General features: G+C 50.9%; 17 protein-coding genes. 11 read left to right on the top strand and 6 right to left on the bottom strand.

From position 1 onward, the window contains the following. Positions 1-5: 5 nt before the first annotated feature. Positions 6-905, bottom strand: a complete 900-nt coding sequence (locus SK36_RS13755; protein WP_048221787.1) for a glycyl-radical enzyme activating protein — start codon at positions 903-905, stop codon at positions 6-8. 130 nt (positions 906-1,035) lie between these two features. Between SK36_RS13755 and fsa the strand changes: the two genes are divergently transcribed. Together fsa and SK36_RS13745 are read left to right on the top strand one after the other, a co-directional pair. Beyond that, complete coding sequence (fsa, locus tag SK36_RS13750) at positions 1,036-1,698, top strand: fructose-6-phosphate aldolase (RefSeq protein ID WP_048221786.1); 663 nt, start codon at positions 1,036-1,038, stop codon at positions 1,696-1,698. Between the two features lie 177 nt (positions 1,699-1,875). Beyond that, positions 1,876-2,817, top strand: coding sequence for an Rpn family recombination-promoting nuclease/putative transposase (locus tag SK36_RS13745; protein WP_048221785.1), 942 nt, complete (start codon positions 1,876-1,878; stop codon positions 2,815-2,817). A 50-nt stretch (positions 2,818-2,867) separates the two neighbouring features. Here the strand turns inward: SK36_RS13745 and moeB are convergent, their stop codons facing one another. Next, positions 2,868-3,617, bottom strand: coding sequence for a molybdopterin-synthase adenylyltransferase MoeB (moeB, locus tag SK36_RS13740; protein ID WP_045441205.1), 750 nt, complete (start codon positions 3,615-3,617; stop codon positions 2,868-2,870). After that, positions 3,617-4,852, bottom strand: a complete 1,236-nt coding sequence (gene moeA / locus SK36_RS13735) for a molybdopterin molybdotransferase MoeA (protein ID WP_045441206.1) — start codon at positions 4,850-4,852, stop codon at positions 3,617-3,619. Before moeA ends, moeB begins: the two co-directional genes overlap by 1 nt. A gap of 201 nt (positions 4,853-5,053) precedes the next feature. On the opposite strand from moeA, the gene iaaA reads away from it, so the two are divergent. The 5 genes from iaaA to gsiD are packed head-to-tail and all read left to right on the top strand — an operon-like array spanning position 5,054 to position 11,325. Further along, positions 5,054-6,019 carry a beta-aspartyl-peptidase gene (gene iaaA / locus SK36_RS13730; RefSeq protein ID WP_045441207.1) on the top strand — a complete coding sequence of 322 codons (966 nt, stop codon included), beginning with the start codon at positions 5,054-5,056 and terminating at the stop codon, positions 6,017-6,019. Continuing rightward, entirely contained in the window at positions 6,006-7,877 is a 1,872-nt protein-coding gene (gene gsiA, locus SK36_RS13725) for a glutathione ABC transporter ATP-binding protein GsiA (protein ID WP_048221784.1), read from the top strand. The genes iaaA and gsiA overlap by 14 nt, the downstream gene beginning before the upstream one ends. Positions 7,878-7,904: 27 nt before the next feature. Next, a complete protein-coding gene (gene gsiB, locus SK36_RS13720) occupies positions 7,905-9,443 on the top strand; it encodes a glutathione ABC transporter substrate-binding protein GsiB (RefSeq protein WP_045441209.1) in 1,539 nt (512 codons plus the stop codon). Between the two features lie 47 nt (positions 9,444-9,490). Further along, positions 9,491-10,411, top strand: a complete 921-nt coding sequence (gene gsiC, locus SK36_RS13715) for a glutathione ABC transporter permease GsiC (protein ID WP_045441210.1) — start codon at positions 9,491-9,493, stop codon at positions 10,409-10,411. Positions 10,412-10,413: 2 nt separating this feature from the next. Further along, positions 10,414-11,325: a glutathione ABC transporter permease GsiD gene (gsiD, locus tag SK36_RS13710; RefSeq protein ID WP_048221783.1), complete on the top strand. Its 912-nt coding sequence runs from the start codon at positions 10,414-10,416 to the stop codon at positions 11,323-11,325. 95 nt (positions 11,326-11,420) lie between these two features. Here gsiD and rimO read toward each other — a convergent pair whose 3' ends face one another. After that, a complete protein-coding gene (rimO, locus tag SK36_RS13705; RefSeq protein ID WP_045441212.1) occupies positions 11,421-12,728 on the bottom strand; it encodes a 30S ribosomal protein S12 methylthiotransferase RimO in 1,308 nt (435 codons plus the stop codon). Positions 12,729-12,953: 225 nt separating this feature from the next. On the opposite strand from rimO, the gene SK36_RS13700 reads away from it, so the two are divergent. Continuing rightward, on the top strand, positions 12,954-13,139 hold the full coding sequence (locus SK36_RS13700; protein ID WP_231593081.1) for a glycine cleavage system protein T: 186 nt from the start codon (positions 12,954-12,956) through the stop codon (positions 13,137-13,139). Positions 13,140-13,192: 53 nt separating this feature from the next. Further along, on the top strand, positions 13,193-15,643 hold the full coding sequence (glgP, locus tag SK36_RS13695; RefSeq protein ID WP_048221781.1) for a glycogen phosphorylase: 2,451 nt from the start codon (positions 13,193-13,195) through the stop codon (positions 15,641-15,643). 10 nt (positions 15,644-15,653) lie between these two features. On the opposite strand, the gene SK36_RS13690 is transcribed toward glgP, so the two are convergent. Beyond that, positions 15,654-16,601: a LysR family transcriptional regulator gene (locus SK36_RS13690; RefSeq protein ID WP_048221780.1), complete on the bottom strand. Its 948-nt coding sequence runs from the start codon at positions 16,599-16,601 to the stop codon at positions 15,654-15,656. 239 nt (positions 16,602-16,840) lie between these two features. Between SK36_RS13690 and bssR the strand changes: the two genes are divergently transcribed. Together bssR and SK36_RS13680 are read left to right on the top strand one after the other, a co-directional pair. After that, complete coding sequence (gene bssR, locus SK36_RS13685) at positions 16,841-17,224, top strand: biofilm formation regulator BssR (RefSeq protein ID WP_045441216.1); 384 nt, start codon at positions 16,841-16,843, stop codon at positions 17,222-17,224. Positions 17,225-17,326: 102 nt separating this feature from the next. Continuing rightward, positions 17,327-18,436, top strand: a complete 1,110-nt coding sequence (locus SK36_RS13680) for a PQQ-dependent sugar dehydrogenase (protein ID WP_045441217.1) — start codon at positions 17,327-17,329, stop codon at positions 18,434-18,436. Between the two features lie 20 nt (positions 18,437-18,456). Here SK36_RS13680 and SK36_RS13675 read toward each other — a convergent pair whose 3' ends face one another. Then, a complete protein-coding gene (locus SK36_RS13675) occupies positions 18,457-19,083 on the bottom strand; it encodes a glutathione S-transferase family protein (RefSeq protein WP_048221779.1) in 627 nt (208 codons plus the stop codon). Between the last annotated feature and the right edge of the window lie 139 nt (positions 19,084-19,222).

The raw sequence follows: 19,222 nt of genomic DNA, 5'->3' as shown, positions 1-19,222 counted from the left end.
GGCGGTTATCCTCGTAGGGTCGCGGTTAAACCTTTATGGCAGGCATACTGCTCGGCAAATTCAAGCAATGCAGGCGCATCAAGCGGTTTATCCGGGGCGTTGTAGGGTTGACTGAGTAAGTGGTATTTGTTGATGCCCAGGGTGTGGTAGGGCAAAAAATGAATCTCACCGACGTGAAGTTCATCGGCGGCAAAATCGGTAATGGCTTTGATGGCTGCTTCGTCAGCGTTGAATCCCTGAATTAACGGCACGCGGATAATCATTTTTTTACCGGCCGCGGCCAGTTTTTTCAGATTTTCCAGTACGCGTGCGGCGCTACCATCGGTCCACTGTTTAAACGGCGCATCGGCCACATGTTTTAGATCGGCAAGAAACAGATCGATGTCTGGTAATGAAGGTTCAATATACTTCCAGGGTACATGCAGACAGGTTTCGACTGCCGTGTGAATACCTGCGTCGTGGCTGGCTTTCAATAATTCTGCTGCCAGTTCCGGCTGCATAAACGGTTCGCCGCCGGAAAGCGTTATCCCGCCACCGCTGCGATCGTAAAACGGTTTATCGCGCAGCACGGTGGACATGATTTCTTCCACACTTTTGACTTCGCCGCAAACGGTCAGTGCCTGAGTTGGGCAGCAGTGGGTCAGTGCAGTGATCGCTTCATCACTTAGTTTTTCGCGATGGATTAACAGTCCGTTCAGCGCACGTTCAATCACCGCGGGTGCGGCCTGAGCACACAGGTCGCAGCCGTCCAGGCACAGACGCGCGTCGTATAACAGATCCTGTGTACGGGCGCGACTCTCTGGATTCTGGCACCAGCGACAGCCCAGGGAGCATCCTTTAAGGAACACTACGGTACGGATACCGGGACCATCGTGAGTGGAATAGCGCTGAATATTGAAAATCATAAGCGGCCTCTTTTCTTTCATATAAAGATTAAATTACTTTCGAATGAAAGTTATATTGACGTGCGTCAACTAACTGCGAGGTTTTGCCGTGCTACCTTTTATCCAGGCAAATATTCGTTGAGGAAAGGTTATGGAACTCTATTTAGATACGTCTGACATTGACGCGGTGAAAGCCCTGGCGCGTATTTTTCCGCTGGCAGGAGTGACCACAAACCCGAGCATTGTGGCAGCAGGCAAGAAGACGCTGGAGGTGTTACTACCGGCTTTGTATGACGCGATGGGAGGCCGGGGGCGTCTGTTTGCTCAGGTAATGGCGACGACCGCTGAGGGTATGGTTAGCGATGCGCGTAAACTTCGGGCCATTATTCCTGATATCGTGGTGAAAGTGCCGGTCACAGCAGAAGGTCTGGCGGCGATTAAGTTACTGAAGGAAGAAGGGATCCCGACGCTGGGCACGGGAGTATATGGTGCGGCACAGGGATTGTTAGCTGCGCTGGCGGGAGCAGAATACGTTGCACCTTATGTTAACCGCGTGGATGCGCAGGGGGGCGATGGGATTCAGATGGTGGCCGATCTGCAGAACTTACTGAAAATGCACGCTCCGCACGCCAAAGTTCTGGCTGCCAGCTTTAAAACGCCACGTCAGGCGCTGGATTGCCTGCTGGTCGGCTGCGAAGCCATCACACTGCCGTTGGATGTTGCTCAGCAGATGATAAGTTCCCCAGCTGTTGATGCCGCTGTAGCCAAGTTTGAGCACGACTGGCAGGGGGCGTTTGGTCGGACATCTCTTTAAGCCGAATATGCCGGGTTGGCCCGGCATTTCTGCGTACACTATCCCGCAAAAATGAATCCGTTACAGTTGAGGCGGTTTATCTCCGAACTGTGTTCGTATATCCGATAAAGTCTGGGTGTTATCCGTCATGATGGCGAGTACAGTCGCGTCATTATGTGAATCAGGTGACGGACCACCATGAAGAAATCGCCCACTTCCACACCGCACGATGCGCTATTTAAAACATTTTTAAAGTATCCGGAGACTGCCCGCGACTTTATTGAAATTCATCTTCCCTCCAGGTTACGTACATTATGCGATCTCACGACATTAGAACTGAAACCCGCCAGTTTCATCGAAGAAAACTTGCGCGCCTATTATTCCGATGTGCTCTGGTCGATGGAAACCAGTGAGGGTGATGGTTATATCTATGTGGTGATTGAACATCAAAGTAGTCCCGATATTCATATGGCGTTTCGCCTGATGCGTTATGCGATAGCGGCAATGCAAAGCCATCTCGACGCTGGGCATGACACGTTACCGTTAGTGGTACCGATGCTGTTTTATCACGGCATCGACACGCCTTACCCTTTCTCGTTGTGCTGGCTGGATGAGTTCGATAATCCGGCGTTGGCACATCAGCTTTACCTGTCGGCATTTCCATTAGTGGATATCACAGTCGTTCCGGATGATGACATCATGCAGCACCGACGCGTAGCGCTTCTGGAGCTGATGCAAAAACATATTCGTCGGCGTGATCTGATGGGGCTGGCAGACAAAGTGGCCTCGCTCCTGACTACTGGAACCACTAATGACAGCCAGCTAAAAGCGCTGTTTAATTACCTGCTTATCCAGCACGGACACAAACCGAGATTTAGTCGATTTATGCGTAAACTGGCGCAGCAGGTACCCGGATACAAGGAGAGTACAATGAATATTGTAGAAAAAATACGCAGGGCGGGACAAAGGAAAGGGCTGCGGGAAGGTATGCAACGTGGTCTTGAAAAAGGTTTAGCCGAAGGGCGCCGTGAGGAAGCGTTGCGTATTGCTGGCTCAATGCTGGAAGACGGTCTTCCACGGGAGTTGATCGTCAGAATCACCGGGCTTTCTGAGGATGATGTTAAATCACTGAGGCATTGAACACTGGCTTTATGCAGCCCCGGCGAGCGTGTGTCACCGGGGGCTACATATTACTGCCCGCACACCTCGCAGCCTGGGTTACGCATTAGCTTCATTTCGCGAAACTGGCAGGTCATTGCATCGTACATCACGATCTTTCCTGTCGCTGGTTTACCGTAGTTTGCCAGTAACTTAATTGCTTCCATTGCCTGCAATGAACCGATCACGCCAATTAGCGGAGACATCACCCCGGCTTCCACACAGGTTAAGGCGTTTTCGCCAAACAGTCGGCTCAGGCAGCGATAGCAGGCCTCTCCGTCCTGCCAGGTAAATACGCTGATTTGCCCTTCCATGCGAATTGCCGCACCGGACACAAGTGGAATCTTAGTGGCAAAACAGGCGGCATTTAGCTGATTACGCACCGCGACATTATCGGTACAATCCAGCACCAGATCATGCTCAGCAATTAGCGTATGAATAGCGGCATCATCCAGCAGCGCATTGATTGGAGTAATCGTAATATGTGGATTGATCCGCGCCAGTGCGTCTCGAGCAGACTCTACTTTTGGCATCCCTACCGTAGCATCGCTGTGAAGCGTCTGGCGCTGGAGGTTAGAAACTGAAACGGTATCAAAGTCGAGCAGGGTCAAATGCCCGATACCCGCACCCGCCAGGTACTGGGTAGCAGCACAACCAAGTCCTCCCAGACCAACGACCAGTACCCGCGCCTCTTTAAGCGCTTCCTGACCTTCAAAATCAAAGCCGCGCAGGATGATTTGCCGGTTATAGCGCATCATCTCCTGGTCGCTGAGTTCTGCCATTACAGGCCTCCAAACAGTGCGTTAAACGGTTCGACCTCTACCCACTCTCCGGCCTCCACGTTACCGCGGTCGCGCTCCAGTACAATAAAACAGTTACCCTGGCTGAAGGAGCTAAAAATATGCGAGCCCTGATGACCGGTGGTGGTGACCTCCAGTTCGCCCTCTGCCGTGCGCTGCAATACTCCGCGTTGGAAATCCAGGCGCCCTGGTGTTTTTTTCAGGCGTGATGCGGTGCGCACGCGCTGGCGAGGTGGAAGCCCGCTGGCCGTATTACCACTGAGTTTCGCTAAAAGTGGCTGCACCAGTTGATAGAAGGTGAGGGCTGCAGAAACCGGGTTGCCCGGCAGGCCGCAAAACCAGCTATTGCTTAGTTTACCGAAAGCAAATGGCTTGCCTGGCTTGATCGCCAGCTTCCAGAACGCGATCTCTCCCAGTTCTTCCAGTATGGTTTTGGTGTAGTCTGCTTCACCCACAGAAACACCGCCGGAACTGATAACCACATCGGCCTGGCTGTCAGCTTCGATAAACGCCGCGCGTAACGCATTTGGATCGTCGCGGATAATGCCTAAGTTGATTACTTCGCAGCCCAACTGTTGCAGCATGAGATGCACGGTCAGGCGGTTGGTGTCATAAATTTGTCCGTCGCCCAGCGGTTGGCCTGGCAACTGCAATTCATCACCGGTGGAGAAGAGTGCTACGCGCACTTTGCGAACCACCTGGACCTCAGCTATACCCAGCGATGCCAGCACGGGGAGTTCAGCCGTCGTCAGGCGAGTTCCTGCGGGAAAGACAACAGCGCCGTTGGAAATATCTTCGCCGCGCCGACGGATATTTTGCCCGGTGCGGACATCCGCAGTAAAACGGATGCCGCCGTCAGTTTGTTCGGTTTGTTCCTGCATCACCACCGCTTCACAACCGGCAGGAACCGGTGCGCCAGTCATAATACGAATGCAGGTTCCCGCTGGCCATTCACCATGGTAAGGCTGACCGGCAAAGGCTTTACCTGCAACAGTGAGCGGCTGACCGGATTGTAGATCCTCTACACGTACCGCGTAGCCGTCCATTGCCGAGTTATCAAATCCCGGTACATCACAAGGGGAGACTACGTCAGTTGCCAGAATACGACCGAAGCATTGAACCAGGGGCAACGTTTCGACTGCGGTGAGTGGGGTAATAGACGACAGCATCTGAGTGAGTGCCGTTTCGAGCGGCATCAGTCCGGTGGTAAATTCCATGAGAAGACTCCTGCGAGGCAAAATCGAATCTGGCCATTATGTCAGAAAACAGGCGTCGACAGTATGCCACCTCAGTCTTAGGTGCGGGGCTTTATCTTTACATGACGTCTGCATCTTTCTATATTCAAAAATCGAATCAATAACTCACAGAATTTCTGATATTTATAACCCCGATACCAGCCACCTTAATGGACGATAAAAATGAGCAAAGCAGTCATTGCAATTCACGGTGGTGCTGGCGCAATAACCCGCTCACAACTGAGTCAGGAGCAGGAGTTACGTTATATACAGGCGCTGTCAGATATCGTTGAGGTGGGGCAACGGATGCTTGAAGCGGGTCAAAACGCGCTGGATGTCGTCACCGAAGCCGTACGCCTGCTTGAAGAGTGCCCTCTGTTCAATGCCGGAATTGGTGCGGTGTTTACCCGTGATGAAACCCATGAGCTGGATGCTTGCGTTATGGACGGTAATACGCTGAAGGCGGGAGCTGTTGCCGGGGTTAGCCACCTGCGAAACCCGATCCTTGCTGCTCGTCTGGTGATGGAGCACAGTCCGCATGTCATGATGGTGGGGGAAGGGGCGGAAAATTTTGCCATTGCGCAGGGAATGACGCGCGTTGCTGCCGATATTTTCTCTACACCAGAGCGTTTTGCACAGCTTGTGGCGGCGCGTACGGCGGATGAGACGATACTTGATCATAGTGGTTCGCCATTGGACGAACGCAATAAAATGGGGACCGTCGGTGCGGTAGCGCTGGATCAGTACGGCAATCTGGCTGCTGCGACATCAACGGGTGGTATGACCAACAAATTGCCGGGGCGCGTCGGTGACAGTCCGCTGGTCGGTGCGGGGTGTTATGCCAATAATGCCAGTGTTGCTGTCTCCTGTACGGGAACTGGCGAAGTATTTATTCGTGCGCTGGCTGCTTATGACATTGCGGCGCTGATGGATTATGGCGGTCTGAGCTTATCAGAGGCGTGCGAACGCGTGGTGATGGAGAAATTACCGGCGTTGGGCGGCAGCGGTGGGCTAATCGCCGTCGATCATGAAGGTAACGTCGCTTTACCGTTTAATAGTGAAGGCATGTACCGTGCATGGGGATATGCCGGCGATACGCCAACTACCGGTATTTACCGGGAGAAAGGAGATACCGTTGCCACACAGTGATGAGCTTGATGTCAGCGATGTGCTGGCGGTCAGCAACCTGAATATTGCCTTTGAGCAGGAGCAGCAACGTATCAGCGCGGTGCGTAATCTGTCATTTCGCCTGAAGCGTGGAGAAACGCTGGCGATTGTTGGCGAATCCGGTTCAGGGAAATCAGTAACTGCTTTGTCACTAATGCGTCTGATAGAACAGGCGGGCGGTGAAGTAAGTTGCGATGAGATGCTGCTTCGGCGACGTAACCGACAGGTAATTGAGCTCGGTGAACAAAGCGCCTCGCAGATGCGTCATGTACGCGGTGCGGATATCGCGATGATCTTCCAGGAGCCGATGACGTCACTCAACCCGGTGTTTACCGTTGGCGAACAGATTGCCGAGTCTATTCGCTTACATCAGGGCGCAAATCGTGAAGATGCGATGGCGGAGGCCAAACGAATGCTCGACCAGGTGCGTATTCCCGAGTCGAGGGCCATTTTATCGCGCTACCCGCATCAGCTTTCCGGCGGCATGCGTCAGCGGGTGATGATTGCGATGGCGCTCTCTTGCCGTCCTGCGGTATTGATTGCTGATGAGCCGACAACTGCGCTGGATGTCACTATTCAGTCACAGATCCTTCAGCTGATTAAAGTGTTACAGCAGGATATGTCCATGGGGGTGATATTTATCACCCACGATATGGGGGTTGTTGCCGATATAGCCGATCGTGTGCTGGTAATGTATCAGGGGGAAGCTGTAGAAACCGGCAGCGTTGAACAGATTTTTCACGCCCCCCAACATCCCTACACTAAAGCGCTTCTGGCAGCCGTACCGCAGCTTGGAGCGATGAGCGGGCATGACCTTCCGCGTCGGTTTCCGCTTATTTCCCTGCATGATCCTGACCATATTGAACCAGAGACTGAACAGGACACCGTGGTTGAGGGGGAGCCGATTTTGCGGGTACGCAATCTGGTGACGCGTTTTCCATTGCGTAGCGGCATTCTTAATCGCGTAACTCGCGAAGTTCATGCAGTAGAAAACGTCAGCTTTGATCTCTGGCCCGGTGAAACGCTATCGCTGGTTGGGGAGTCAGGCTGCGGTAAGTCCACCACCGGGCGCGCGTTGTTGCGTCTGGTGGAGTCCCAGCGTGGGGAGATAACGTTCAACGGCCAACGTATTGATACGCTGGCGGCCAGCAAGCTGCAGCCGCTGCGCCGGGATATACAATTTATCTTCCAGGACCCTTATGCATCACTGGATCCTCGCCAGACGGTGGGATATTCGATTCTGGAACCGCTGCGGGTTCATGGTTTACTGCAAGGCGATGCAGCGGCAAAACGCGTGGCATGGTTGCTGGAGCGTGTTGGGTTGCTTCCTGAGCATGCCTGGCGTTATCCGCATGAATTTTCGGGCGGGCAGCGTCAGCGTATTTGCATTGCCCGGGCGCTGGCGCTGAATCCGAAAGTGATTATCGCCGATGAGTCTGTTTCCGCACTGGATGTCTCAATTCGTGGACAGATTATCAACCTGTTGCTCGACCTGCAGCGCGAAATGGGTATTGCATACCTGTTTATTTCTCACGATATGGCGGTAGTAGAGCGTATCAGTCACCGTGTGGCAGTGATGTATCTGGGACAAATTGTAGAAATTGGGACCCGGCGGGCGGTGTTTGAAAATCCTCAACATCCCTATACCCGAAAATTGATGTCGGCAGTACCAGTCGCCGACCCATCTCATCACCGGCCGCAGCGCGTACTGCTGTCGGATGATATCCCCAGCAATATCCGCAAACGCGGTGAAGAAATCTTCCCCGTCTCACTCCAGTTAGTTGGGCCGGGGCATTATGTTGCGCGTTCGCAAGCGGATAATGCGCTTTCGCGTTTATAACAGGCAGGCAGGGTTCAGGAGAATAACATGACAAAAATTGTTGCTCGAAAATGGCTGGTTGCTCTGGGGGTAGCCTCTGCACTGGCTGCGTCTCCTTCCTGGGCTGCCAAAAATGTGGTGGTGGCGGTAGGGTCTAATTTCACTACGCTCGATCCGTATGATGCGAACGATACGCTGTCACAGGCGGTGGCGAAGTCGTTTTATCAGGGATTGTTCGGTCTTGATAAAGAGATGAAACTGAAAAACGTGCTGGCGGAAAGCTACACCGTTTCCGCCGATGGCCTGACGTACCTCGTCAAACTGCGCCAGGGCGTGAAGTTTCAGGATGGGACCGACTTCAATGCCGCTGCGGTAAAAGCCAACCTTGATCGAGCCAGTAATCCGGAAAACCATCTTAAACGCTACAATTTGTATAAGAATATTGATAAAACCGAGGCCGTCGATCCGTCTACGGTGAAGATCACGCTAAAACAACCGTTCTCTGCATTTATCAATATCCTGGCGCATCCGGCAACGGCGATGATTTCACCAGCAGCACTGGAAAAGTACGGCAAGGATATTGGTTTCCATCCTGTTGGTACCGGCCCTTATCAACTGGATACCTGGAATCAGACCGATTTTGTTAAGGTGAAGAAGTTCCCAGGCTACTGGCAGCAGGGATTGCCAAAGCTTGATACGATTACCTGGCGTCCGGTAACGGACAACAATACCCGTGCGGCAATGTTGCAGACGGGTGAAGCCCAGTTTGCTTTCCCGATCCCTTACGAGCAGGCTGCGTTACTGGCGAAGAACAAAAATCTGCAACTGGTTGCCAGCCCGTCAATAATGCAGCGTTATATCAGTATGAACGTCACGCAAAAACCGTTCGACAACCCGAAGGTGCGTGAGGCGCTGAATTATGCCATCAACCGTCAGGCGCTGGTGAAAGTAGCTTTTGCCGGTTACGCGACGCCAGCGACAGGTGTTCTTCCTCCGGCGATTGCCTACGCACAAAGCTATACGCCGTGGCCTTACGATCCGGCAAAGGCACGTGAATTGTTAAAAGAGGCGGGTTATCCCAACGGGTTTACCACCACACTGTGGTCGTCGCATAACCACAGCACCGCGCAGAAAGTTCTGCAATTTACGCAGCAGCAGTTAGCGCAGGTGGGCATTAAAGCACAGGTCACGGCGATGGATGCCGGACAGCGAGCCGCCGAAGTTGAAGGGAAGGCGCAGAAAGAGAGTGGGGTGCGGATGTTCTACACCGGCTGGTCAGCGTCTACGGGCGAGGCTGACTGGGCGCTGTCGCCGCTGTTTGCTTCACAAAACTGGCCGCCAACCTTGTTTAATACGGCGTTCTACAGTAACAAGCAGGTGGACAGCGATTTATCGGCAGCATTGCAGACCAACGATCCGGCGCAAAAAGCGCAGTTGTACAAAGACGCGCAAGATATCATCTGGAAAGAGTCGCCGTGGATCCCGTTAGTGGTGGAAAAACTGATCTCTGCGCACAGTACAAATTTGACCGGATTCTGGATTATGCCGGATACCGGATTTAGTTTTGATGATGCGGATTTGCAATAAGCTATTCATTTGGCCCCTGAACAACGGGGGCCGCCGAAGGGAGTCTGATGCTTAACTATGTTTTCAAGCGCCTGCTGGGGCTAATTCCAACCCTGTTGATTGTCGCGGTGCTGGTGTTTTTATTTGTCCACCTGCTGCCAGGCGACCCGGCCCGACTGATTGCCGGGCCGGAGGCCGACGCTGAGGTTATTGAACTGGTGCGCCAGCAGTTGGGTCTGGACCAGCCGCTGCATGTTCAGTTCTGGCATTACATCACTAACGTTTTGCAGGGCGATTTCGGGACATCAATGGTCTCCCGTCGGCCGGTGGCTGAAGAGATTGCCAGCCGCTTTATGCCGTCCCTGTGGCTGACGATCGCCAGTATGGCGTGGGCGGTTTTATTTGGTATGACGGCGGGGATCATCGCCGCCGTATGGCGCAACCGTTGGCCGGACAGGGTGAGCATGGCGCTGGCGGTAACGGGGATATCTTTCCCGGCCTTTGCGCTTGGTATGCTGTTGATGCAGATATTCTCCGTTGAGCTGGGCTGGTTACCGACCGTTGGCGCAGACACCTGGCTGCATTATATCCTGCCTTCCATCACTCTCGGTGCAGCGGTGGCGGCGGTGCTTGCACGTTTTACCCGCGCCTCGTTTGTCGATGTGCTTAGCGAAGATTACATGCGCACTGCTCGTGCGAAAGGGGTAAGTGAAACCTGGGTGGTGTTAAAACACGGTCTGCGAAACGCAATGATTCCGGTCGTTACGATGATGGGATTGCAGTTCGGTTTTTTGCTTGGTGGCTCAATTGTGGTTGAGAAAGTGTTCAACTGGCCCGGGCTTGGGCGATTGTTGGTAGACTCTGTTGAAATGCGAGACTATCCGGTGATTCAGGCCGAGGTTCTGTTATTTTCTCTGGAGTTTATTCTTATTAACTTAGTGGTGGATGTGCTCTATGCCGCCATTAATCCCGCTATCAGGTACAAATAAGGATGCGATTTTTTAACTGGCGCCGGCAGGCGATTTTAAATGCGATGCCCCTCGTGAAGCCTGAACAGATCCGTACGCCATGGCATGAGTTCTGGCGTCGTTTTCGTCGCCAGCACGTGGCGATGATCGCCGGGATATTTGTGCTGGCCTTGATCCTGGTCGCGATATTTGCCCGCTGGCTGACGCCGTTTGATGCCGAGAATTACTTCGATTATGACCGTCTGAATGACGGCCCGTCGATGATGCACTGGTTTGGCGTCGATTCACTGGGTAGAGATATTTTCAGCCGCGTGTTGGTCGGTGCGCAAATCTCGCTGGCTGCGGGAGTCTTTGCCGTCTTTATTGGCGCGGCGATAGGGACGGTATTGGGACTGGTGGCGGGCTATTACGAAGGCTGGTGGGATCGGCTGATTATGCGCATCTGCGATGTGCTGTTCGCCTTTCCTGGTATTTTGCTGGCAATTGCGGTGGTGGCGGTGCTGGGAAGTGGCATTGCTAACGTCATCATTGCTGTCGCAGTCTTCTCCATTCCGGCCTTCGCCCGTCTGGTGCGAGGGAATACGCTGGTACTTAAGCAACAGACGTTTATTGAGTCGGCGCGTAGCATCGGCGCCAGCGATACAACTATCATCTTCAACCATATTCTGCCGGGAACCGTCTCCTCGATTGTGGTCTTTTTTACCATGCGTATCGGGACATCGATTATTTCAGCCGCGAGTTTGTCATTTCTTGGGTTAGGTGCTCAGCCGCCAACGCCGGAGTGGGGGGCTATGCTTAACGAAGCGCGGGCAGATATGGTGATCGCGCCGCACGTGGCGATTTTCCCGGCAGTAGCTATATTCCTGACGGTACTGGCGTTTAATATGTTGGGAGATGGCCTGCGCGACGCGCTGGACCCTAAGATAAAGGGATAAACCGTAGGCCTGATAAGATGCTTTAGCATTGCTATCAGGCATTGCCAGATGTCAGCATAAATGGCTTATCCGGCCTACGGTTCTGTTACGTGTGTTTAGACGCGGGAGCCCCACAGATCGTATTCGTCTGCGTTTTCAACTTTCACGCGGATGATATCGCCTGGTTTCACGTTGGTTTCCCCATTCATGTACACCGCGCCGTCGATTTCAGGTGCGTCTGCCATGCTACGGCCAATGGCGCCTTCTTCGTCAACTTCATCAACGATGACCATAATTTCGCGACCTACTTTTTCCTGCAAACGTTCAGCAGAGATCTGCTGCTGAAGTTGCATAAAGCGGTTCCAGCGCTCTTCCTTCACCTCTTCCGGGATTTGATCCGGCAGATCATTTGCGCCAGCACCCTCAACTGGGCTGTACTTAAAGCAACCAACGCGATCCAGGCGAGCTTCTTTCAGGAAGTCGAGCAGCATCTGGAAGTCTTCTTCTGTTTCACCCGGGAAGCCGACGATGAATGTCGATCGCAGAGTCAGCTCAGGGCAGATTTCACGCCATTGTTTAATACGCGCTAATTGTCTGTCCACAGAGCCAGGTCGCTTCATCAGCTTGAGAATACGCGGGCTGGCATGCTGCAGTGGGATGTCCAGATACGGCAGGATTTTACCTTCCGCCATCAGTGGAATTACGTCGTCAACGTGCGGGTACGGGTAGACATAATGCAAACGGGTCCAGATACCCAGTTTTGACAGTTGCTCACACAGGTCAACCATGCTGGTTTTTACTGGTTCGCCGTTATGAAAACCAGTGCGATGCTTCACATCCACGCCGTAAGCAGAAGTATCCTGGGAGATTACCAGGATCTCTTTCACACCAGCATCAACCAGGCGTTTAGCTTCGCTGAGTACGTCGCCGATCGGACGGCTCACCAGATCACCACGCATAGATGGAATAATGCAGAATGTGCAGCGGTGGTTACAGCCTTCTGATATTTTCAGATAGGCGTAGTGACGCGGTGTCAGTTTGACGCCCTGCTCAGGTACCAGGCTCTGGAAGGGGTTATGCTTCGGCTTTGGCACATAGTGGTGAACATGCTCAAGAACCTGTTCGTAGCTATGTGGCCCGGTGATTTCCAGCACCTTCGGGTGAACTTCACGGATCTGATCGACTTTCGCGCCCAGACAGCCGGTGACAATCACCTTGCCGTTTTCGTTCAGCGCTTCGCCAATCACTTCCAGTGACTCTTGTACCGCACTGTCGATAAAGCCGCAGGTGTTAACGATAACCATATCCGCGTCGTCGTAGCTCGGTACAACATCATAACCTTCAGTACGAAGTTCAGTCAGGATGCGTTCGGAATCGACGAGGTTTTTCGGACAACCTAGTGATATAAAACCAATTTTTGCCATTTTCTTATACTGTACATTGCTCGTAATCGGGGGATTATACAGATGCCTTCACGCTACATCTATATCTGATAGCGAGAAGACGAACAGAATAAAGGGGAATTAATAGAATATCTGCTGGTGAAAGGTGTTTAGAGAGTCTAATTCCGGCTTTAAGTGCTACTTCTTGGCTATAGAAACGCATTGGCGTAAATTTTATTCCGTCGAGCGTTATCAATGAGGTTAAATTTGAAAGATATTGTTTTGCAGGCCAAACTTGAAATGGCTAAAACACTTTATGCTAATGGCGTGAGTTTATATTATATCTCTCTCGCGACAGGTCTAACCTGGCGTATTTTAATGGCAGAATTAAGTTTTATTACTCGCCACGAAGTTATCCTGCAAAAAAGTAAAACTCGAAAACCTGAGCTTTAAATAATTCGCCTGTCGATGTCTCATCCTACAATATTCTGAAAGGTAATGTTGATATGTATATTTCGCCACTTCCGGTCGCTGCAGATTCTGATGTTGATAAACTTAGAGATGATATTGCGAATAAACTCTTATTTACGATTGGTAAGGATCCCGCAATCGCGACAAAACGGGAGTGGCTAAATGCAACGTTATACGCCGTGCGCGATCGAATGGTCGAACGCTGGCACCGCTCTAACCGGGCCCAGTTTTCTCAGGATGCCCGCCAGGTTTACTATTTATCGATGGAATTTCTGATTGGACGCACTCTTTCCAACGCGTTGCTTTCTTTAGGTCTGTACGATGAAGTGAACTGCGCGCTTGAAGCTATGGGGCTGGATCTGGAAGAACTGATCGATGAAGAAAATGACCCTGGGTTAGGTAATGGCGGTCTCGGACGTCTGGCTGCCTGTTTCCTCGATTCGCTGGCGACGCTTGGGCTGCCGGGATGCGGATATGGTATTCGTTATAATTACGGTATGTTCAAACAAAATATCGTAAATGGAGTGCAAAAAGAGTCTCTGGACTATTGGCTGGAATACGGGAATCCGTGGGAATTCAAACGACATAATACGCATTATAAAGTGCGTTTCGGTGGTCGCATTCAGCAGGAAGGGAATAAAACCCGGTGGATTGAAACCGAGGATATTCTGGCTGTGGCGCACGATCAAATTGTGCCCGGCTACGCGACAGACACCACCAATACATTACGCTTGTGGAATGTGCAGGTTAACAGCGAGGTTAACTCTGGCAAACTGAATCTGAATGATGATTTTTCTATTGAAGTGGAAAACAAATACCACTTTGAGAGGATCTCGCGGGTGCTATACCCGGACGACTCTACCGATGCTGGCCGTGAATTACGCTTACGACAGGCTTATTTCCTGGCGTCCGCAACAGTTCAGGATATTCTGAGTCGTCATTATCAGTTGCACAAAACCTACCATAATCTGGCAGATAAAATCGCAATCCATCTTAATGATACTCATCCGGTACTGGCGATCCCTGAACTGATGCGTTTATTGATCGATCAGCATCAGTTTTGCTGGGAAGATGCGTTTGATGTGACCTGTCAGATCTTTTCCTATACCAATCATACCCTGATGAGCGAAGCGCTGGAGACATGGCCGGTGGAGATGCTGAGCAGACTCCTGCCTCGTCATTTGCAGATTATTTTTGACATTAACGATCGGTTCCTGAAATCGGTGAGCGATAAATATCACGATAATAGTGAGTTACTAAAACGTGTATCGCTGATTGATGAATCTAATGGTCGCGTGGTGCGTATGGCCTGGCTGGCCGTAGTTGTCAGCCATAAAGTCAATGGCGTGTCGGCATTGCATTCAAAACTGATGACGGAATCCTTGTTTGCTGATTTCGCACGTATTTTCCCTATGCGTTTTACTAATGTAACTAATGGTGTTACGGCCAGGCGTTGGCTGGCCCTGGCGAATCCTCCACTTGCCAGCGTGCTGGATGAGCATATTGGTCATACCTGGCGTACCAAACTTATTCAGCTTGGCGAATTGAAGCAGTACATCGATTATCCGTCCGTGAATGAGGCGGTGCATCGGGCGAAGCGGGAAAATAAACAGCGGTTGGCACACTACATTGCCACACAATTTGGTGTGGTAGTGAATCCTGATGCTTTGTTTGACGTGCAAGTAAAGCGTATCCACGAGTACAAGCGGCAATTACTGAATGTGCTCCACATCATCACCCGTTATAACCGCATTAAAGCTGCGCCGGATGCCAATTGGGTACCTCGTGTGAATATTTTTGCGGGAAAAGCCGCTTCGTCGTACTACATGGCGAAACAAATTATTCGCTTAATTAACGATGTGGCGCAGCGGGTCAATAACGATCCGCAAATTGGTGGCAGGTTGAAAGTGGTGTTTATACCGGATTACAGCGTCAGTCTGGCGCAATTGATCATTCCGGCCGCAGATCTGTCTGAACAGATTTCGTTGGCCGGTACTGAGGCTTCCGGGACCAGTAACATGAAGTTTGGGCTTAATGGCGCGTTAACAATCGGTACGCTGGACGGGGCGAACATTGAGATGCGGGAGTATGTCGGCGAAGATAACATCTTTATCTTTGGGAATACGGCACAAGAAGTAGAAGCCTTACGACAAAGCGGTTATAGCCCCAGAGCTATTTTTGAGAACGATATTGAGCTGCACCAGGTACTGACTCAAATAGGTACTGGCATGTTCAGTCCACAGGAACCAGGGCGATATCAGAATATACTGGATTCGTTGATTAACTTTGGCGACCATTATCAGGTTTTAGCGGATTATCGTAGCTATGTAGATTGCCAGGATGCGGTGGACGATTTGTATTGTAATCCTCGTGAATGGACGACAAAAACGCTGCATAATATTGCCAATATGGGTTACTTTTCTTCAGACAGAACGGTACAGGAATATGCTGATAACATCTGGCGTATTACCAAAATACACGTTTAACCTTTAATGACTACAGGTGCCCTTCCAGGTTTTCAGGACCGGGAGGCGCTTGTAATTCAGCCAGAATGGGAGCCAGTATCTTATGGGTACTGGTTTCTTTACGCGATGAAGCATAAATACTAAATTGCGGTAACGGGAATGGTGTGTTTATTTTTTTTAACCCGTAAAGTTTTGCGTGAGTGTTAAATACTTTTTCCGGGATCACGCCTACACATTGTGTATTAGATACAATGGTGAGTATTGCTGTAAAAGAAGAGGTTAGCAGGCAGCGCTCTCCAGTTCTGAATTTCTTATCAACGATGCTTCTGTGGTAAATAATCTTTTCATTTTTTGTGTTATAGCCGACGAGATTTGCGCGTCGGAACATTTCTTCACTAATCGAATTCTCATACAACGTATTATTCTGTGAAGCGGCCAGTACCAGGCGCATATCACATATTTTTTGGCAGGAGATCCCCCCTGATTCAACCGAAAAGGTTGAAAAAACAACATCCGCCTGCCGCATGTTTAACAACTCAATAATGCTTTGCTCATTTAAATCGGCGGTAAGATGCAGGAGGCTAATATCAGCGTCAGTGTTGATTATTTTGGCTGTGACATCGGGAATAACGATCGGAGAAATAAAAGATTCAGTGTACAGAGTGAGTCTTTTTTTTGTTGCCGGGGACGAATGTGGCATCAGCAGTGAGAGTTTGTCGATAATTGGGATCGTATTGTCATAAAGCTCGTCGGAATAGACTGTCGGCAACAGAGCATTGCCGCTGCGGACAAATAAGTTATCCCCCATTAATTCGCGTAGCTTCCTTAATGATTGGCTGACGGCAGAGGGCGAAATATTCAGCATGTCAGCGACCCTGCTGATACTGCCTACGCTATAGATCAAACAGAAAATCATCAGCAGATTGAGGTCTATCTTTGATAGCGTGCGTATTTTTTCTGCATCATTTGCTTTTGACATAGTCCCCTCATGCTAAGCGTCGCGCAGTAATCCCACAGGTATAGCAAAAAATGACCGGTAAGTCAGAGATCTGAGGGAGGTTGTCTCTCCGTGAGCACAACGACTCTGTCCGCAGCTACAGGTTGTAACATTGTAAATTATGTTAATCAATTAGGGTTTATTGATATAGAGCATCAATTTGTTCAAAAAACAACCATACTATTAAGTTGCACTATGGTTGGAAAGAGGAGGAACAAAGTATGGTTGTTGACAGACTGAGAACCGATCTTCTCAACAAGTTGATAAACGCCCGCATCGACCTCGCCGCTTATCTGTTGTTGAGGAAGGCGAAAGGCTACATGTCAGTCAGCGAGAACGATCGTCTGCGTGATGGTTTTTTTGCACTGAATCGCGAACTACACGATCAATCACAGCTCCACGGTATGCATCTTGATCAGGAAGAGTGGAATGCCCTTCATCGTGCTGAAGGGGCGTTAGCCGCCGCCGCTGTTTGTCTTATGAGTGGACATCATGACTGTCCAAATTTTATTGCTGTTAACGCAGAGAAACTTGAAAACTGCCTGACAACGCTGACGCTGAGTATCCAAAGCTTGCAGAGCTACTCAACATTGGAACACGTCTGAACCAGGGGGAGGGTGCTCCCCCTTTTCGTTAATATTATGTAAAAGTAGCAGGATATCTCCTCCTGCTGGCTACGCTTTATGCAGAGCCATTAAGGAGGTGTTATGCGTCGACTCTTTCTCTGTGTTGCCTCGTTTGCGTTACTTTCCCCTTTTGCCGGTGCTGAACTGTCTGCTGTGAAGGTTGAAGTGTTGCAAACCAAACTTGACCATCCCTGGTCACTTGCTTTTTTACCTGATAATCGCGGCATACTCATTACGCTTCGGGGAGGACAACTTCGACTCTGGCAACCCGGTAAGGGGCTTTCAGATCCGCTGACCGGTGTGCCAAAGGTTTGGGTAAATGGCCAGGGAGGATTACTCGACGTGGTGTTAGCGCCGGATTTTGAACACTCCCGGCGGGTTTGGCTCAGTTATGCTGAAGCCAACCATGAAGGGAAAGCAGGGACAGCCGTAGGCTACGGACGACTGAGTGATGACCTCAAGCATCTGGAGGGATTCAAGGCGATTTTTCGCCAAATGCCTAAACTCTCAACCGGAAACCATTTTGGCGGACGCATGGTGTTTGATGGCAAAGGTTATCTGTTTATTGGACTGGGAGAGAATAATCAGCGTTCTACCGCTCAGGATCTGGATAAGTTGCAAGGCAAGGTTGTGCGTCTGACCGAGCAGGGCAAAATTCCGTCAGACAATCCCTTTGTGAATCAGGCTGGTGCTCGTCCTGAAATTTGGTCGTACGGCATTCGTAATCCGCAGGGCATGGCGATGAATCCCTGGAGTGAGGTGTTGTGGTTAAATGAGCATGGTCCACGCGGAGGCGATGAAATTAATGTCCCCGAAAAAGGTAAAAACTATGGCTGGCCGATAGCGACCTGGGGTGTTAACTACAGTGGTTTTAAAATTCCGGAATCACAGGGCGAAATAGTCGACGGTACTGAACAACCCGTCTTTTACTGGGAAAAATCTCCCGCAGTCAGCGGAATGGCTTTTTATAACCGCGATACCTTCCCGCAGTGGCAGCAGAAACTGTTTATTGGCGCGTTGAAAGAACAGGACGTGATCGTGTTAAGCGTCAACGGGAATAACGTGACGGAGGACGGACGCATTTTGCGGGAAAGGGGGCAACGGATCCGTGATGTGCGTGTCGGACCAGACGGTTATTTATATGTGTTAACCGACGAGTCCGACGGGGAATTACTTAAGGTGAGTCCCTGAACATTGCATCATTGACGCTATTAGCTGACTGGGATCATGACCACTTTCTGGAATGCCGGACGCTCGGTGAGCTGCTGATACCAGCGTTCAAGATGAGGTCGGTGGGTCCAGCTCAGGCCGACGTTAAACAGGTTATAGATGAACGGTGCGACGGCAATATCGCCGGTACCAAATTCAGCCCCGGAGAACCATGGTTGGTTTGCCAGCGCGTCGTCAAGAATGCTAAGCAGGTTATCGCAAACCTTCGCCCCTGCGTCGATGGCTGCCTGGTCACGTTGTTCAGCCGGTGTTCTGACCAGACCGAATAAAATCACCCGGTGTGCAGGACTCAACGTCTGGTTAGCCCAGTCCATCCATTTTTCGCCTTCAGCGCGCTTTGCCGGAGCATCAATCCACAAACGCTTTTGCCCGTACTGGGCAGCCAGATAGCGGACAATGGTGTTGGATTCCCACAGTAATACGTCGGTTTCATCATCGCGCAGTAGCGGAACCAGGCCGTTGGGATTCATTGCCAGATAGTCCGCATCGTGGTTAATGCCATGCTGCCCGCCCGCCAGGATTTGGGTATACGGTAGTTCCAGTTCTTCGAGCGTCCACAACACTTTCTTTACGTTGGTCGAGTTATTTCGACCCCACAGTGTAATCATAGTAACTCCGCAAATTAATTGAGCAGCTTTATGTCTGCATTCAGCATCTGACAGGTTCACATGGTGGGGTAAACCTAATATTTACGCAACAAGGTGTAAAAAAATCGTGATGGGGGCAGCGCAGCGCAATGTTATTGCA

Source organism: Citrobacter sp. MGH106, assembly GCF_001037495.1.
Classification (GTDB): domain Bacteria; phylum Pseudomonadota; class Gammaproteobacteria; order Enterobacterales; family Enterobacteriaceae; genus Citrobacter; species Citrobacter murliniae.
This window is presented reverse-complemented; position numbering and strand designations above follow the sequence as displayed.

Excerpts from the sequence above, each read along its gene's own strand:
- SK36_RS13755 (WP_048221787.1), bottom strand. The coding sequence starts at position 905 with ATGATTTTCAATATTCAGCGCTATTCCACTCACGATGGTCCCGGTATC.
- fsa (WP_048221786.1), top strand. The coding sequence starts at position 1,036 with ATGGAACTCTATTTAGATACGTCTGACATTGACGCGGTGAAAGCCCTG.
- SK36_RS13745 (WP_048221785.1), top strand. The coding sequence starts at position 1,876 with ATGAAGAAATCGCCCACTTCCACACCGCACGATGCGCTATTTAAAACA.
- moeB (WP_045441205.1), bottom strand. The coding sequence starts at position 3,617 with ATGGCAGAACTCAGCGACCAGGAGATGATGCGCTATAACCGGCAAATC.
- moeA (WP_045441206.1), bottom strand. The coding sequence starts at position 4,852 with ATGGAATTTACCACCGGACTGATGCCGCTCGAAACGGCACTCACTCAG.
- iaaA (WP_045441207.1), top strand. The coding sequence starts at position 5,054 with ATGAGCAAAGCAGTCATTGCAATTCACGGTGGTGCTGGCGCAATAACC.
- gsiB (WP_045441209.1), top strand. The coding sequence starts at position 7,905 with ATGACAAAAATTGTTGCTCGAAAATGGCTGGTTGCTCTGGGGGTAGCC.
- gsiC (WP_045441210.1), top strand. The coding sequence starts at position 9,491 with ATGCTTAACTATGTTTTCAAGCGCCTGCTGGGGCTAATTCCAACCCTG.
- gsiD (WP_048221783.1), top strand. The coding sequence starts at position 10,414 with ATGCGATTTTTTAACTGGCGCCGGCAGGCGATTTTAAATGCGATGCCC.
- rimO (WP_045441212.1), bottom strand. The coding sequence starts at position 12,728 with ATGGCAAAAATTGGTTTTATATCACTAGGTTGTCCGAAAAACCTCGTC.
- glgP (WP_048221781.1), top strand. The coding sequence starts at position 13,193 with ATGTATATTTCGCCACTTCCGGTCGCTGCAGATTCTGATGTTGATAAA.
- SK36_RS13690 (WP_048221780.1), bottom strand. The coding sequence starts at position 16,601 with ATGTCAAAAGCAAATGATGCAGAAAAAATACGCACGCTATCAAAGATA.
- bssR (WP_045441216.1), top strand. The coding sequence starts at position 16,841 with ATGGTTGTTGACAGACTGAGAACCGATCTTCTCAACAAGTTGATAAAC.
- SK36_RS13680 (WP_045441217.1), top strand. The coding sequence starts at position 17,327 with ATGCGTCGACTCTTTCTCTGTGTTGCCTCGTTTGCGTTACTTTCCCCT.
- SK36_RS13675 (WP_048221779.1), bottom strand. The coding sequence starts at position 19,083 with ATGATTACACTGTGGGGTCGAAATAACTCGACCAACGTAAAGAAAGTG.